Annotated in this window: 13 protein-coding genes; 1 reads left to right on the top strand and 12 read right to left on the bottom strand. The window is 72.5% G+C overall.

What is annotated here, in order from left to right; genetic code table 11:
* Positions 1–49: 49 nt before the first annotated feature.
* Positions 50–4,027, bottom strand: a complete 3,978-nt coding sequence (gene cobN, locus GRX01_RS04530) for a cobaltochelatase subunit CobN (RefSeq protein ID WP_159663839.1) — start codon at positions 4,025–4,027, stop codon at positions 50–52.
* A 34-nt stretch (positions 4,028–4,061) separates the two neighbouring features.
* Here cobN and GRX01_RS04525 point away from each other — a divergent pair, with 34 nt between their 5' ends.
* Positions 4,062–6,305 carry an ATP-binding protein gene (locus GRX01_RS04525; protein WP_321167905.1) on the top strand — a complete coding sequence of 748 codons (2,244 nt, stop codon included), beginning with the start codon at positions 4,062–4,064 and terminating at the stop codon, positions 6,303–6,305.
* Positions 6,306–6,368: 63 nt separating this feature from the next.
* Here GRX01_RS04525 and GRX01_RS04520 read toward each other — a convergent pair whose 3' ends face one another.
* Genes GRX01_RS04520 through cbiT form a run of 11 tightly spaced genes read right to left on the bottom strand, consistent with a single transcriptional unit; the run spans position 6,369 to position 15,565 of the window.
* Positions 6,369–7,781, bottom strand: coding sequence for a transcriptional regulator (locus GRX01_RS04520; RefSeq protein WP_233740860.1), 1,413 nt, complete (start codon positions 7,779–7,781; stop codon positions 6,369–6,371).
* The gene (locus GRX01_RS04515) at positions 7,759–8,130 is read right to left on the bottom strand and encodes a DUF3209 family protein (RefSeq protein WP_159663837.1); all 372 of its coding nucleotides are present in this window, start codon (positions 8,128–8,130) and stop codon (positions 7,759–7,761) included. The genes GRX01_RS04520 and GRX01_RS04515 overlap by 23 nt, the downstream gene beginning before the upstream one ends.
* Positions 8,127–9,356, bottom strand: a complete 1,230-nt coding sequence (locus GRX01_RS04510) for a CbiX/SirB N-terminal domain-containing protein (protein WP_159663835.1) — start codon at positions 9,354–9,356, stop codon at positions 8,127–8,129. The genes GRX01_RS04515 and GRX01_RS04510 overlap by 4 nt, the downstream gene beginning before the upstream one ends.
* On the bottom strand, positions 9,353–10,090 hold the full coding sequence (locus GRX01_RS04505) for a cobalamin biosynthesis protein (RefSeq protein WP_201289505.1): 738 nt from the start codon (positions 10,088–10,090) through the stop codon (positions 9,353–9,355). The genes GRX01_RS04510 and GRX01_RS04505 overlap by 4 nt, the downstream gene beginning before the upstream one ends.
* Complete coding sequence (locus GRX01_RS04500; protein WP_159663833.1) at positions 10,087–10,362, bottom strand: ferredoxin; 276 nt, start codon at positions 10,360–10,362, stop codon at positions 10,087–10,089. The genes GRX01_RS04505 and GRX01_RS04500 overlap by 4 nt, the downstream gene beginning before the upstream one ends.
* Before the next feature lies 1 nt (position 10,363).
* Positions 10,364–11,395 (bottom strand): precorrin-3B C(17)-methyltransferase, encoded by a 1,032-nt coding sequence (cobJ, locus tag GRX01_RS04495; protein WP_159663831.1) that lies wholly within the window; start codon positions 11,393–11,395, stop codon positions 10,364–10,366.
* A 25-nt stretch (positions 11,396–11,420) separates the two neighbouring features.
* Complete coding sequence (locus GRX01_RS04490) at positions 11,421–12,311, bottom strand: precorrin-3B C(17)-methyltransferase (protein WP_159663828.1); 891 nt, start codon at positions 12,309–12,311, stop codon at positions 11,421–11,423.
* The gene (gene cbiG, locus GRX01_RS04485; protein WP_159663826.1) at positions 12,308–13,330 is read right to left on the bottom strand and encodes a cobalt-precorrin 5A hydrolase; all 1,023 of its coding nucleotides are present in this window, start codon (positions 13,328–13,330) and stop codon (positions 12,308–12,310) included. Before cbiG ends, GRX01_RS04490 begins: the two co-directional genes overlap by 4 nt.
* Before the next feature lie 26 nt (positions 13,331–13,356).
* On the bottom strand, positions 13,357–14,211 hold the full coding sequence (locus tag GRX01_RS04480) for a cobalt-precorrin-4/precorrin-4 C(11)-methyltransferase (RefSeq protein WP_159663824.1): 855 nt from the start codon (positions 14,209–14,211) through the stop codon (positions 13,357–13,359).
* Positions 14,208–14,960 (bottom strand): cobalt-factor II C(20)-methyltransferase, encoded by a 753-nt coding sequence (locus tag GRX01_RS04475; protein WP_321167904.1) that lies wholly within the window; start codon positions 14,958–14,960, stop codon positions 14,208–14,210. Before GRX01_RS04475 ends, GRX01_RS04480 begins: the two co-directional genes overlap by 4 nt.
* Positions 14,957–15,565, bottom strand: a complete 609-nt coding sequence (cbiT, locus tag GRX01_RS04470) for a precorrin-6Y C5,15-methyltransferase (decarboxylating) subunit CbiT (RefSeq protein WP_159663822.1) — start codon at positions 15,563–15,565, stop codon at positions 14,957–14,959. Before cbiT ends, GRX01_RS04475 begins: the two co-directional genes overlap by 4 nt.
* Positions 15,566–15,643 lie beyond the last annotated feature (78 nt).

Genomic DNA, 15,643 nt, shown 5'->3' with positions numbered 1-15,643 from the left:
TGGTCTGATATGGTGTGGTCTGATGAGGTGTTGCGTCGTGGTGGTCGGATCAGTCGTCGTCGCCGGCGCGCCCCGCGAGCGCGTTCGCGTCGCCGTCGCGGGACTCACGTTCCTCGATGGCGCCCTCGGCGCGGAGGTTGAGGTCGCGCAGGCGTTCCTCGGTTCCCGCGTCGGCGTCCCAGAGGCCGCGATCGACCGCCTCCAGCAGCGTGTCCGTGATCGAGTCCAGCGCCCAGGGGTTCACGTCGGCCATCCACTCGCGGCGGTCCTCGTCGAAGGCGTACGCGTCGGCGACGGCCTCCCACAGCGTGTCGCTCACGACGCCGGTCGTCGCGTCCCAGCCGAGGACCACGTCGACCGTCGAGGAGAGGTCGCCGGCGCCCTTGTAGCCGTGTTCCTCCATGGAGTCGAGCCAGCGGGGGTTGAGCACCCGCGAGCGCATCGCCTTGCGGACTTTCTCCTCGTTGGTGTAGACGCGCACGTCGTCCGGGTCGGAGGAGTCGCCGACGTAGGAGGCGGGCTCCTCGCCAGCGTGCTCCGTGACGGCGGTGATGAACCCGCCGTGGAACGCGTACCAGTCCGAGGAGTCGAACTCGTCCTGCTCGTCGGTGTCCTCGACCTTCACGGTCGCCTCGACGCCCGAGAGGCGCCGAGCGAAGGCGTCGTGGGCCTCGCTGACGCGTCCGCGCGAGCCGAGCGCGTAGCCGCCCCACTGCGTGTACACGTCCGCGAGATCCGACCGGTCCTCCCAGTTGCCCTCGTCGACCGCCTTGTTCGTGCCGGCGCCGTAGCCGCCGGGCTTGGTCGTGAACACGCGGTGGCGGGCGGCGGACTCGGGGTCGTCGACGCCCTCGGCGGCCAGCTCCTCGGCCTCCTCCTCGACGTGCTTCTTGACGTAGTTCATGTCGTGCGGCTCGTCGAGGTCGACCACGGCGTCGACGGCGTCGTGGATCACCCCAGCCGCGGCGGGGAACGCGTCGCGGAACAGCCCCGACACGCGCGTGGTCACGTCGACCCGCGGGCGACCGAGCTCGTCAAGCGGGATCGGTTCCACGTCGTCGACCCGGCCGGCGTCGGTCCACACCGGCTCCACGCCCATCATCGCGAGGACCTGTGCGATGGTCTCCCCGCGCGTCCGGACGGTGGGGGTACCCCACGCGACGACGCCGACCTCCTCGGGGTACTCGCCCTCGTCGTCGAGATGGCGATCGAGAACGCCGTCGGCGACCTCCCGACCGACCTCCCAGGCGGCACGGGCCGGGACCTTCCGCGGGTCCAGCGTGTAGAAGTTCCGCCCCGAGGGGAGCAGGTCGACGCCCCCGCGGGTCGGCGCGCCGCTGCCGCCCGGCGGGACGTATCCGCCGGCGAGTGCGTCGGCGACGTTTCCCACCTCGGCGCGGGCGCCGCCCACGCGGGGCGCGGCCTCCTCGCAGACGTAGCGAAGTACCTCCCGGAGGTCGTCGTGGGCGCCGGACTTCGCACGAGCGTCGCCGACCGTGTCGATGTCGACGACGAGGAGGTTCATGTTGACCTCGTCGTCGTCCCCTCCGTCCCGCTCGGAGTCGGGCACGTCGAAGCCGTGTTCCGCGAGCGTCCGAACGAGGTCACAACTCACCTCGTGGACACGGTCGGCCGCCTCCGAGTATGTCATCCCGAGATCCTCGTCGTAGGCGCCCGGCTCCTCCCGCATGCGGTCGTAGTCGACGCCGAGGACGCCCGCGACCGACTCCCGGAGGCTCGGCGCGCCGGGGTTCTCCAGCCGGGTGAGCGCGACGAGGTACTCCACGAGTCGGTCCTCCGCGGGCGGCTCGCCGAGCGTGTGTAACCCCATCCGGATCTGGGTCGTCTTCACGTCCGTGAGGTACTCGTGGATCCGTTCGACGAGTTCGTCGACGGCTACCTCGTCGCCAGCGACCTCGCCCTCCGCGAGCGAGGACCCGGCCTCGTCGGGACCGCGCACGTCGACCGCCTCGTCGATGTCGCCCGCGACGCCCAGCTCGACCGCGAGGTCGAGGTCGTCGACCGTCTCGCGGATCCGGCGTTCGAGTCGCTCGCCGTCGTCCGGGCGCGCGTCGGTCGTTCCGGCCTCGCGGTACTGGTCGGCGAGCTCCTCCAACTCGGCGAGGTCGTCGTACGTGCCTGCGTTGGCCATCGGCGGCGTGAGGTGGTCGACGACGGCGGCGTACGAGCGCCGCTTCGCCTGCGTCCCCTCGCCGGGGTTGTTGATCACGTAGGGGTAGACGTTCGGCAGGTCGCCGACCAACTGATCCGGTGCGGACGACGAGTCCAGCCCCACGGTCTTGCCGGGGAGCCACTCCAGCGACCCGTGGGTGCCCATGTGGACGACCGCGTCGGCGTCGAACGACTCCCGGAGCCAGCCGTAGAAGGCGACGTAGTCGTGCGGGGGCTGGAGGTCCGAGTCGTGGTACACCTTCGAGGGGTCCATCCCGAACCCGCGTGGGGGCTGGACCGTCACGAGGACGTTCCCGAACTCGACGCCCGGGATCGCGAACGGACGGTCGGGCGGGTCGCCCCATTCCCCGAGCACCGCCTCGCAGAAGCCGTCGTCGAGGTCGTCGAACCACTCGCGGTACGTGTCGGGTGCGACCGTGTCGACGCTCAGATCGCGGACGTCCTCGGGGGCGACCCAGCGGTCGTCGAGGGTGAGCTGGGCCGTGAGCGCGTCGATGAGGTCCGCCCCGTCGACCGGCGGGCCGCCGCCGACCGCGGCGTCGTCGGCGCCGTTGGCAGCGGCGCCGGCGGCACCGTCACTTGCGCCGCCGAGGTCGTACCCCCGCTCGTCCAGTTCCGAGAGGAGGTTCGCCGTGCTCTCGGGCGTGTCCAGCCCGAACGCGGTGCCGATGCCGTCGTCGCTGGGCGGGTAGTTGTGGAGGACGACCGCCACGTCCGTCTCGTCGTTCGGGAGGTGCCTGAGTCGCGCCCAGTTGGCCGCAAGCGACGCGACGTGGTCGATCCGGTCGTCGATCGGGAAGTGCTGTTTCGGCGCCGAGCCGATCCCGGCCTCGTCGTCGGTGCGCTCCTTCCCCGAGATCGGGTGGGTGATCACGTTGCCGTCGAACTCCGGCAGCGCGATCGAGAGCGCGAGCTCGAACCCCATGACGCCGGTGTCGCTCGACTCGTACCGCGACCGCGAGCGCATCGTCGTGACCGTCTGGAGCACGGGGACGCCGAGGCGGTCGAGGAACACCTCCTCGGCGCTCGCCCCCTCGTCGTCGGCGTCGCGGCCGCGCTCGTCCATCGAGAGCGCGAACATGAACGACGAGCACATGGCGTCGACGACCGGGTCGCCGTCGTCGTCGAGCAGCCACTCGTCGGTGACGCGCTCGGCGTCCCAGCCGTCCTCGTCGCCCGCGGGGTTGCAGAACACCGGGAGCGCGTCGACGCCCCGCGCCTCCAGCGCGCGCACCTGGGCGTCGACGTACCGGGTGTTCTCGTGGGTCCAGTGGGACTCGTAGAACCAGACGCCGACCGTCGGCGTGTCGGGGTCGAACGTCGCGACCAGTTCATCGTAGTCCGCGCCCGGATAGTCCGGATGGTACACCCCCTCGGAGGGGAGCGCCACCGGGTCGTCGTACTCGTAGCCGCCGGTCGGCTCGTCGCCGTCGGTTCCGTACGTGTCCGCGAGGTACCGCAGGAGGTTCGCGAGGTTGGCCGCGCCGCCGCGATCCAGGTACTCGCGAACTCGATCGGTCACCTCGTCGTCGGCGGTCGTGTCCTCGTCGGCGAAGGCGTCGCCGGTCGCCTTCACCACGAGCGGCGTCCCCTCCTCGCGGAGTCGTTCGACGGCGCGCTCGTAGCCGGGCATGCTGTCGGTGCCGCCGTGCAGCCACAGCACGACCGCCGCGGCGTCAGCCTCGGCGAGGTCCGACAGGAACGCGTCCACGTCGGCGGGGTCGTCGAGGTCGCCCTTGGAGCGTGCGATCAGGTCGACGTCCGTCTCTGCGGCCGCCGCCGCGACCGAGCCCAGTTCGTTCTCCGTCGCCGTGTAGAGCCCGAGTGTCGTCATAAGCTTTGTAAATCCTCGTTGTTGTAAGTCAAGCGTGATTGATGAAGGCAGGGACAAAAACCCACCGACGCCGGCCGACGGCTTCGCCGACGTGGTGGGGCAGGACGAGCTGAAGCGGGCGCTGCTTTCGGTCGGCGCGCACGACGACCTCTCGGGCGTGCTCGTGCGCGGCGAGAAGGGAACGGGGAAGTCCACGCTCGCCCGCGCGCTGGCGAGCTATCTCCCCCAACGGCGTGTCGTCGCCGACTGCCCGTTCGCCTGTCCGCCGGGCGACCGCGACCGACAGTGTCCCGAGTGTCGCCGCCGGGCGAGCCTCCCGGTCGACACTCGGCCGGCCCCGTTCGTCACGCTCCCGCTCGGGGCGACGCGGGAGGCCGTGGTCGGGTCGCTGTCGGTCGCGGGCGCGCTCGACGGCGAGGCGACCTTCGAGCCGGGTCTACTCGCGCGGGCGAACCGGGGTGTGCTCTACGTGGACGAGGTGAACCTCCTCGACGACCACCTCGTCGACGTGGTGCTCGACGCGGCCGCGGCCGGCGTGAACACGGTCGAGCGCGACGGCGTCTCCCGGCGCCACCCCGCGGAGTTCACCCTGATCGGGACGATGAACCCCGAGGAGGGCGACCTCCGCCCGCAACTGCGCGACCGGTTCGATCTCGCGGTCGACGTGACGGGACTGGCCGACACCGCCGACCGCGCCGCCGTGGTCGACCGTGCGCTGGGCCGGGACGGCGACGCCCACGAACCGGACCCGGAGTTCCCCGACCCCTCTGCGGCTGTCGCCGACGCCCGCGAGCGGCTTCCGGAGGTGACGCTCCCCGACTCGTTCGTCCGCGACCTGGTGGATCTGTGCCGGGACGCCGGCGTCGACGGCCACCGCGCCGACATCGCGGCGGCGCGGTGCGCCCGGGTTCTCGCCGCGCTGGACGGGCGCTCTCGCGTCATCGAGGGCGACGTGCGCGAGGCGGCCTCGTGGGCGCTCCCGCACCGCCTCCGCACCGACCCGTTCGAGGAGGCGGCCGACCCCGAGGACCTGATCGACGACCACCTCGACGACGGCAACGAGACGGGCGACGGAACGGGATCGGACGCCGAAGACGCGGACCCGGACGGCGATACGGAGACTGGCGACGACAACCGCGACGACAACGACGCGCACGATCGAGGAGAGAACCCGGCCCGCGACGACGCCGATGGGAGCTCGGGTGCGGACGCAGATGGGGACCCGGGTGCGGACGGCGAGGGCGACGGCGCCGACGGAGGACCCCCGGATACCGAGGCCGACGATGCCCCCCGTGAACCGAATCTGACTGCGGGCGGGGCGGGGGACGGCGAAGTCGACGGCGGCGGCGAGGGGTCATCGCCAGAGGACGCCGGTGGCGACGACGGTCGTGGTGAGGACAGCGACGACGAAAGCGGGAGCCCCGGTTCCGACAACGGGAGCTCGGACGACCCCGACGCGGCGACGCCGGTGGTGCCCGGGTCAGAGCGCGCAGGCGTCGGCGACGCCGTTGCGCCGGAGGTGGAGGCGCCTGACGCGGGCCGGGAGGCCGCGGGCGACGGGACCGGGAGGGGGAGCGCCGCCCCGTCCACGCGCGGGTCGGGGCCGCGCGTTCGGACGGAGCGAGCGAGCGCGGACGACCCGGTCGACGCGGGCGCCTCGGTCCGGGCGGCTGCGAAGCGCGGCGGCCGGGCGGTCGAGGAGCGGGACCTCCGTCGCTCGGTCCGCGCCGGCGACGCGGAGGCCCTCGTGTGCTTCGTCGTCGACGCCTCCGCCTCGATGCGTGGGCCGATGCGCGCCGCGAAGGGCGCCGCCGTGGATCTGCTGCGCGACTCATACGAGCACCGCGACGCCGTCTCGCTGGTGGCGTTCGCCGGCGACGACGCGGCCGTGTTGCTCCCGCCGACCGACGACGTGGGCCGGGCCGCCCGGCACCTGAAGGACCTGCCGACTGGCGACCGCACGCCGCTCTCGGCGGGAGTGAACGCCGCGGCCGACACGCTCGCGCGCGCCGACGCCGACGTGTCGCTTGCGGTCGTCGTCACCGACGGCGGCGCCAACGGCGCCGAGCGCCCAACGGCGGCCGTCCGCGAGGCGGGCGGTCGGCTCCGCGAGGTCGCCGACCGGACGCTCGTGGTCGACGCCGGCGACGCCGAGGGGGTCGTTCCCACGCTCGTCGAGGCCACAGGGGCCGAGCGCGTTCCGCTGTCGGCGCTGTCGGCCGGACGGGTCGACCGAGCGCTCGGCGGGACGGTAGGGGACGGGTCAACCGAGCGGTAGTTCACGGGGGAGAAGCTCTCGGGGGAGGGGCCCGCCGCGTTGCGTCCGCTTACGACTTGGGGGTCAGCGCTGCCAGCGATGCAGCCGGTACGCGCCGCGTTCGTCCGCGTCGTCGTCGTGGTATGCGACCGGTTCCTCGACCGCGGCGACGCCGTCTCCGTCGAGCGCGACCGCGGTCGCGACGCCCTCGGTGTCGACGACGGTCCCCCCGCCGGACCGGAGGTCGAACAGGCGGACCCCGTGGATCGAGGGGTCGCGTTCGCGGAAGTGCTGGGCCGTCGGAACCGCGAGCGTGTCGTCCGTTCCCGCGACGTGGTGGGCGAAGCCGCCCGCGTCCGCGCGCCAGCGCTCCTCGCCCGCGGGGTCGACGCCGACGGCGGTGTGTTCGGCGGGGTGGCGCGCGGCCGTCTCGCGGCCCTCCTCCGGGAAGGTGTTGCCGACGACGAACGCGACGCCGTCGGCGCCGGCGTGGACGTGGTTCGGGTAGGCGTACACCCGGTCGGTCGCGTCGGCGTCCGACCCGGAACCGTCACCGACCCCGCGCTCGACGGGCGTTCCGAGGTCGAGCGACGCGCGGACGGCGGCGTCGCGGTCGAGTAGGTAGCCGCGGTAGTCGGCGTGGCTCGCGACCGCATAGCCCTCCGGTGTGAGCGCCACGTCGCCGACTGGGCGGGTCGCGTCGGCGTCGGGCGCGCGACGGGGGTCCCATCGGAGTCGGACCTCACCGGAATCGGGGTCGAGCACGACCAGCCCGTCGTCGTGGGCGGTGGGTTCCGGGCAGCGGTTGTACGCGACCGCGACACGGTCACGGTCGGCCGCCACCGCGATGGGCGAGGCGCGGACCGCGTACCGCCAAGCGACACTGCCGTCCGGATCGAGCGCGTACACGACGCTCTCGAAGCGCCGGGCGCTCGCGTCGTCATCGTCCCCGTCCTCGGCACCGCGTCGCCGTTCGTACCGGCGTGCGGCAACGTACGCCCGGTCGCCGTGGGTCTCGATCGCGGCGACGAACGGGTACCAGAAGCGCGTCGCCTTCACGGGCGCCCCCACGTCGTCAGCCGCGTTCAGTCGCCAGCGTTCGTCGCCGACGGCGTCGACGTGCCGGATCGCGCCGCGCTCGCCGCGGGTACCCGCGAGGACGCCGCCGTCGAACGGCGCGAGCGCGACGACCGGCTCGTTGCCGTCGAGTCGCCACCGCTCCGGACCGAGAGTGTCGTCTCCGCCACCATCGCCGGCGGTCGTTCCAGTCCGCTCGAACGCCCGGAGGTCGCCGTCGGCGGTCCCGACGACGACGGAGTCCTCCGTCAGCGCGACGGCGGTGCGCCGTCCTCGCTGGCGCGAGCCGCCGGGATCGAGGTCACCCAGGGGGGCGACGGCATGGACGGCGAGCCCGGGCGCGGTCGGCCCGCTGTCGCCCCCGTCCTCGCCGTCGCTGTCGCCGCCGCCGACCGCCTCACTCCTCGACGGGGAAGGCATCGTGCAGGTCGTGGTGGGTCTCGCCGAGGCCGTCGAGCAGGCCTTCGCCCTGTGTCGCCAGACGGCCGAGGCTCCGTTCGGCGTCGCGGACGGCGACGAGGCGGCCGCGGACGTAGTCGGCTTCCGGATCCTCGGGGTCGAGCGTCGCCACCTCCTCCTCCAGGTCGACGAGCGCGGCGTCGAGGTGCCGGCGGAGCTCGTCGAGGGTGGCGGCGGTGGCGAGCCCCTCGATGGGTCCCTCCAGTTCGCCCTCCAGTTCCTTCTCGGCATGTTCGCGTGCGGAGCGGTCGTCGGTGCCGAGGACGTTCATCAGGCCGAGTCGTAGGGCTTCGAGTTCGAGACAGCTCATTGTAGGGTGTCGTGGACGAGGTCGGAGACGATGCGCTCGCGGTCGAGGTGCGAGGAGACGATGCGGTCGGCGTCGGCCTCCTCGACGCCGCCGTACCAGACGCCGTCGGGGTAGACGGCCACCATCGGACCGTCGCCGCACTGGTCGAGACAGGAGGTCCGGGTGACGCGCGCGTCGCAGGCGTCGGAGTCGCGGACGGCCTGCCGAAGCCGTTCGAGGACGGCCGGCGATCCGGCGGCCGCGCAGGTCTGGTTGGTGCAGACGGCGACGTGGTTCGCGGGGGCGTCGTGGGCGTGGGGGTCGTCGTCCACGTCCTCGCGGTCGGCGTGGGCGGCGCTGTGGTTCAGGGCGCGCAACATCGCCCGCGCGCCGCCCTCGTCCTCCTCGTAGCCGTCGAGTTCGACCTTGTACTTGCACGTGTCACAGGACATCTCGACGCTTCCCGTCCGGGCCTCCTGCCAGCGGTCCGAGAGCACGTCGAGCAGGCGCGGGTCGGTGCCGAGCGGCTCCCCGTACGACGCCTCGACGTACGGGTACTCCTCGTCGAACTCCTCGGCGCCGTCCTTGATCCGACCGGTGAGGACGCCGTCGCCGAGCATGTACGGGAGGACGACCACGGCGTCCGGACGCTCGCGAGCGACGGCGTGGAGGGTCTCGTCCAGCGTCGGCTCGGTCACGCCGATGAAGGTGGCGCGCACGTCCGCGAACTCCCGTCCCTCGTACAGCAGTCGGGCGAGCTTGTGCACGTCCGCGTTCGCGTCGGGGTCCGAGGAGCCCCGTGCGCACAGCACGACCGCCACCTCGTCGTCCGCGCGGTCGACGCCCAACTCGCGCTCGACGGCCGCCGCCCGGTCGTCGAGCAGGTCGATCAGCGCCGGGTGGACGCCGAGGTGCGAGCCGTTCCGGATCTCCAGGTCGGGGTGCGCTGCGCGTGCGCGCTTCACCGCGAGCGGCACGTCGTTCTTGACGTGGCTGGCCGCGAACAGCGAGAGGTGGACGACGGAGACGCGCGAGACGGCGTTCGCGAGCCCCGCGACGGCCTCGTCGATGGCCGGCGAGGCGAGTTCGAGGAACGCGGCGTCGACCGGGATGCCGAGTCGGGATTCGAGGTCGGCGGCCAACTCCCGGACCTGCTCGTTCGACTTCTCGCGCCGGGAGCCATGGCCGACGAGCAACACCGCCTCGTCGGACAGTGACGACGGCGTGGGGGCGGTCTCGCTGCTCATTCGTCGCCTCCCTCGTCGCCCTCGCGGACGCGCTCGATACTCCTGCGAGTCTTTCGCCGTCGCTGGGGGGCGAACAGGCCCGACTCCTCGCTCCCCTCGTACAGCCACTCGCCGAGGGCGGGGCCGGCGTCGTCGGCGACGCCGAACCAGTAGCCGCCCGAGGAGGACTCGTTCAGGTCGCCGTAGGGGGCGTCGACCGGCGCCGCGTCGAGGTGATCCCGGACCGTCGCGAGCAGCGCCTCGTCGTCGTGGACGAACGAGATGCCGACCGCGTTCGCGTCCGACTTGTAACACACCGTGCCACAGCCCTCGACGAGCCCCCGGAGCAGTTGTCGACGGTGGTCGTCGAGCGCCGAGAGGCGGTAGCCGCCGGACTCCTCCCCGTCGGTCGGGAGGCCGAACGCGGCCGACGCTCGGCGGGCCGCGGGCGTCTCCGCCGTGACGACGAACTCGTCGCTCGTGCGTGTCACGGCCGTGTTATGGGCGTACTCCCGCTCGGTCACCTCGCGCTCGCGGTCCACGTCGCGAGCGCCGAACAGGGCGGCGACGCGCTCCGCGGCTTCCGCGTCGCCCACGCGAACGCTCACCACGTCGCCGGCGACCGAGCCGTCGGCGGCGACGCGGCCCCACAGGTACGCGGCCTCGGGCGTCGCGGCGAGGAGGTCGTCAGGGGGCTCCGGGAGCGGCGCGCCGGTCGTCCGGTCGGAGGTGTCCGCCTCGGCGGACTCGCTCATCCGTCGATCACCCCCGGCGTCTCCGCGGTCTCGACCGTGATGGCGTCGAGCGGGCACGCCTCGGCGGCCTGCTGCGCGTCGTCGATCCGGTCGTCCGCGAACGTCGCTGTCACGCTCGCCTCCGTCCGCTCGACCGCCTCGGCGTCGTCGGCGTCGATCCCCGCGAGGCCGTCGTCGTCCTCGACGAACCGCGGGTCGCGGACGAGACACGCGAACACGCCGTCGCAGGCGTCGCGGTCGACCGTCACCGTGTAGCTGGCTGGCCCGCTCATCTCAGTAGTCGTACTTGCTCTCGTAGCCGCGCGGGGTGACCATCCGGTCGTCCCACACGTACGTGTCCTCGTTGCCGACGACGACCGTCGTCGTCATGTCCACGAGGTCGGTCTCGCCGTACGACTCCAACTCCCCGAGGGTCGTGATCTCGACCTCCTCGTCGTCGCGGCCGGCGCCGTGGACGATGCCCACCGGGGTGTCGTCCGCGCGGTGCTCGCGGAGGATCTCGCAGGCGGTCTCCCAGTTCTCGCGGCGCTTGCGGCTCCACGGGTTGTAGATGGAGATCGTGAACCCCTCGCCGGCGACGGCGTGGAGGCGCGACTCGATCTCCTCCATCGGAGTGAGGTGGTCCGACAGCGACACGGACACGGAGTCGTTGACGAGGGGCGCGCCCAGCCGCGCGCCGCACGACTGCGCCGCCGGGACGCCGGGGACGACCTCGAAGTCGACCATCGAGGCGGTCGCGCCCTTCGACTCCAGGATCTCGAGGGCGAGCCCCGCGAGCGCGTACACGTTCGGGTCGCCTGAGCCGACGATCGCCACGTCGTGGCCGGCGAGCGCGCGGTCGATGGCCTCCTCGGTGCGCGAGACCTCGCCGCACATCGGCGTGTCGTACAGCTCGTCCGCCTGCTCTGTGATCTCGTCGGGGATGAGGTCGATGTAGGTGGTGTAGCCGACGATGTGCTCGGCGTCCGCGAGCGAGGACTTCGCCCGCGTGGTCATGCCGTCGGCGTGGCCGGGGCCGAGCCCGACGGCGACGAGCCGACCGGGGTCGGCGTCGAAGTCGTCGACGGTGGCCTCCACCTTCTGGTCGGTCGCGCTCTTCGAGCCGCCACAGGAGGACGACCCCGAGGAGTCCGCGGACCCCGACGACGCGCCGCACGCCGACGACCCGGAGGAGGCCGCGTCGGACTGGGCCGTCTCGGCGGCCGTTCCGCCGTCGGTCTTCGCGCCGCAGGCGCTCGTGCCGGTCTCGGTTTCGCTGCTGTTCGCCTCGTCCGTCGAACCGCCGCAGGTGGTGTCGTCGCTCATTGTGTGTAGTGTGGTGTCGTATGACTCAGAAGTCCTCCACGTCGCGCCCGCCGCGGGGCGTGACGAGGTAGTCGCGGTAGTCGTTCTCCCAGACCTCGGTCTCGTGGGTGCCGACGAGGATGGAGGTGCCCATCCCGCCGACCTCCTCGTCGTGCTCGGTCGCCTCGCCGAGCGTCGTCAGGGTGTACGTCTCGCCGTCGACGTTGCGGCCGGCGTCGCCCCGGCCGGCGTCGTTGACGATGGCGACGGGCACGTCGTCGTGGCGCGCCTCGCGGATCGCCTCGATCGCACGCTCGTAGTCGCGCCAGCAGTTGTACAGGACGATCACGAAGTCCGCTGTCGCCGCCGCGTGGAGCTTCTCCTCGATCTCCTCCCAGCCGCGCCACTTGTCCGACAGCGAGACCGTGCAGAAGTCGTTCGACAGCGGCGCGCCCAGCGTCGCGGCGAGGCTCAGTCCCGCGGTGACGCCGGGAACGATCTCGATGGGAACGTCGGTCGCCTCCTCCGCCTCGGCCATCGTGAACAGCAGGTCCGACTTCCCGTACACGTTCGGGTCGCCGCCGGAGACGTGCGCCACGTCCTGCCCGTCGCGGACGCGCTCGAACGCCTCCCGCGCCAGTTCGACCTGCTTGCCCATCGACGAGCGGACCAGTTCCTGATCGCTGTCCTCCTGCTCGTCCTCGGGCGGGAGCGTGCCGTCGTCGCGGAGGAACGCCTGATACAGGTTCGAGGCGATCACGCAGTCGGCCTCCTCGATGACTCGGCGGGCGCGATCGGTCATCTCGCCCGGCAGGCCCGGGCCGATGCCGACGACGTACAGCGTGCCGTAGCCGTCGGGGGCATCGCCCTCGGGGTCGCCGCCGGCGGCCGCGCGGGAGTCTGTGAGGAGCGACCCGGAGGGGGCCTCGCCGCTCATCGGCCCACCGCCACGGTGACGCTGTCCTCGTACCCGATCTTCTCGACGACGAGCTCGTGCTCGCGGCCGCCGGCGATGGCCGACGCCTCCGAGATGCCGGGCCAGCCGATCAGCTCCTTCGAGCGCGACGGCGTCGGCCCCTCGTGATCCTCCAGCGTCTCCTTCTCGAAGCTCACAACGCCGAGATCGCGCGCCTCGGCGGCCTCCAGCAGCCCGGGTTCCTCCTCCTTGCGGGTGCCGGTGGCGACGAACTCCACGTCGTCCCAGCCGGCGTCGGCCTCATCCAGGGCGCGCTCCCAGGCCGCCTCGAACTGCTCCGCGGTCGCGCCGGAGACGCTGCCCGTCCCGAGGACGACGCCCTCCTCGGGGTCGCTGTTGCGCTTCAGAACGGTCACGTCGTCGCCGACGAGGACCGCCCGCGGGCCGTCGAGCCGCTCGACCGGACCCAGCTCGTCGTCGAGGACGGCGAGGTTCGTCGCGACCGTCGAGTCGCCGTTGACGACGTGGGCGTCCAGCGCCTTCGCTCGCTCCTCGACGCCCTGCTTGCCCGCGGCCTCGCTGGCGGTCGTCATCGCCGGCACCGCCCCCAGCGAGGCGAGGTCGTCGGCGACCTGGTTCGCGCCGTGGTGGCCGCCCGTGAGCGGGATCGCCCACGTCAGTTCCTCGTCGACGACGACGACCGCGGGGTCGTCCCACTTGTCGTCCAGCAGCGGCGCGGTCTTGCGCATGGCGATGCCGCTGGCCATCAGACCGCAGAACACGTCGTACTCGCCCCAGTGCTCCTCGAACACGTCGCCGTGGTACTCCAGCAGGTCGATGCGCTCGTAGCGGTCGGCCAGCCCCTCCTTGATCTCCTCGGCGGTGTCGCGCTTGCGCTCGAAGGTGACGATCCCGAGCGTCTCGGCGACCTCGCCGTCGGAGTCCGGCGTCGAGCAGTGTGCGCCGCCGGAGTCGGAGTCGGTGTCCGAACCTCCCGCGTCGTCGGTCGATACGTCCGTGGTGTCGTCGTCCGTGCTCATGTCGTGGTCCTCGCTGTCGGTGTGTGTCAGTCGTCGCCCTCGGCGGCCTCCGCGTCCCGGTCCGCCTCGCCGCCGTCGTCGCTTCCGCCGTTCGCCCAGTCGCCGTAGAGGTACGAGCGTTCGTAGCCACCGCCGGTGACCGCCTCGCCGATCACGACGAGCGCGGAGGCGCGGTACCCCGCCTCCTCGACCGCGTCGGCCACGTCGGCGACGGTGCCGCGGATCACGTCCTCGTCGGGCCAGGAGGCGTGGTACACGACCGCGACGGGCGTGTCGGGGTCGACCCCGTCCTCAAGCAGGCGGTCCATCGTCTCGCGGACCGCGTGCGTGCCGAGGTAGATGCACGTCGTCACGTCGCCCATGCGGACGAACTCCGAGATGTGGTCCTCCTCGGGACTCAGGGTCTTCCCCTGCGGCCGGGTGAACGCGACGTGGTTCGCCACCTCGTTGAGCGTGAGTTGCGTGTCGAGCGTCGCGCTCGCGGCGAACGCCGAGGTGACGCCGGGGACGAAGTAGGTCGGAACGCCCTCCGACTCCAGCGCGTCCATCTGCTCCAGCGCCGCGCCGTAGATCGACGGGTCGCCCGAGTGGAGCCGGACGACAGTCCGACCCTCCTCGTAGGCGTCCCGCATCAACGGGACCAGCTCCTCGAGGTCCTTCCCGACGGAGTTCACCTGCTCGGCGTGGTCGCAGAAGGCGTCGAGCAGTTCGCTGTTCACCAGCGACCCCGCGTGCACGACCAGGTCGGCGTCCGCGAGGAGCGCCCGCCCGCGCACCGTCAACAGCCCGGGGTCGCCGGGACCGGCGCCCGCGAACGGGATGCCCTCGCGGTCCTCCAGCACCTCGGTCGCGGGCTCCGGGAGGTCGTCGGCGTCGGTCATCGGTCGCCCCCCGTCGCGGACTCGCCGCCGTCAGTCTCCGTGGCCTCGGTCGCCGTCGTGTCGCCGTCGGCGAACGCCGCGGTCGCCGGCTCCTCGCCGGCGTCGGGGCGGCGAGCGTACGCCAGCGTGTAGTAGTCGCGGTCGGCGATATCCTCCGGGTCGTCGGTGACGACGGTGTCGCCCTGCTCCATGAACAGGCGGCGGCCGTAGGTCACCTCGTAGCCGGCGTCGACGAGCCCCTCGTGGGTCGCCGGCGCGTCGGTCACCTTGAACAGGACCATCCGGTCGGGGCCCGTCGGCGACCGTCCGGCGTCGGCCTCCCGGAGCGCCAGCCCCGCGCCGGCCTCCACCTCGACGCCGAGGGCGGTGGTGAACGCGGTCGTCGCGGAGACGCCCGGTACCGTCTCCACGTCCACGTCTGGGTGGAAGGCGTCCAGCGTCCGTCGGAGGTGGCCGAACGTCGAGTACACGTTCGGGTCACCGAGCGTCACGAACGCCGCATCGCCGTCACGGGCGACGGGCGCCACCGCGTCGGCGGCCTCCCGCCACGCGCGACGGAGTTCCTCGGGGTCGCGCGTCATGGGGAAGTCGAGGTCGCCCAGCCGGGACTCGGGAACGTGCTCGACGGCGACCGACCGCGAGAGTCGTCCCGGCGTGTAGACCGTGTCGGCCTCCTCCAGCGCGCGTTTCCCGCGAAGCGTGATCAGGTCCGATGCGCCCGGGCCGAGCCCGACGCCGTACAGGGTCACGCGTCGCTCACCCCGGATGCCTCGGCGTCCTCGTCTCCCGACCCCTCGTCGTCCCCGGCCCCGCCTGCGACGAGGTACACCGGGTTGTCCGAGTCGAAGCTCGTCGCGCCCGCCAGCTCGTAGCCGTGGCTCGCCTGGAACTGGGCCACCTCGTCGAGGATGCCCCGGTCGCGGAACGCCTCGACCGCGCGCCCCGCGACCTCCAGCCGCGAGACGTTCATCACGACGCGGTCCACGTCCGTCTCGACGGCGTGATCGAGGACCGCCTCGAAGTTGCGCGAGCCGCCGAGGAACAGCGCGTCCGCGTCGTCGGGGAGCCCCTCGGGCGCCTCGGCGGCGACGAGTTCCACGTCCGCGTCGCCGACGTCGTTCGCGGCGAGGTTCTTCCGCGTCACCTCCAACCGCTCGGGCTTCCGTTCGAGCGCGGTGACGCGCCCCGCACGGCGCGCGGCCTCGATCGTCACCGCGCCCGTACAGGAGCCGACCTCGACGAAGTGGTCCGCGGGCGTGAGCCCCAGTTTCGAGAGCGTCACGGCCCGAACTTCGGGCTTGGTCGGCCCGGCCTTCGCGTCGTGCGGGAGGCGTATCGACGGTATCCGAGGCATCGGTTCCACGCCCGGCGCCTCGGGTAATAACAATTTGGTTTGTTCTAAGAAAAGTGAGGTTGAACAACGGATCGCGGA

The organism is Halobaculum saliterrae (genome assembly GCF_009831625.1).
GTDB classification, from domain to species: domain Archaea; phylum Halobacteriota; class Halobacteria; order Halobacteriales; family Haloferacaceae; genus Halobaculum; species Halobaculum saliterrae.
The sequence above is the reverse complement of the archived record's forward strand: the minus strand, read 5'-3'. Positions and strand labels throughout refer to the sequence as shown.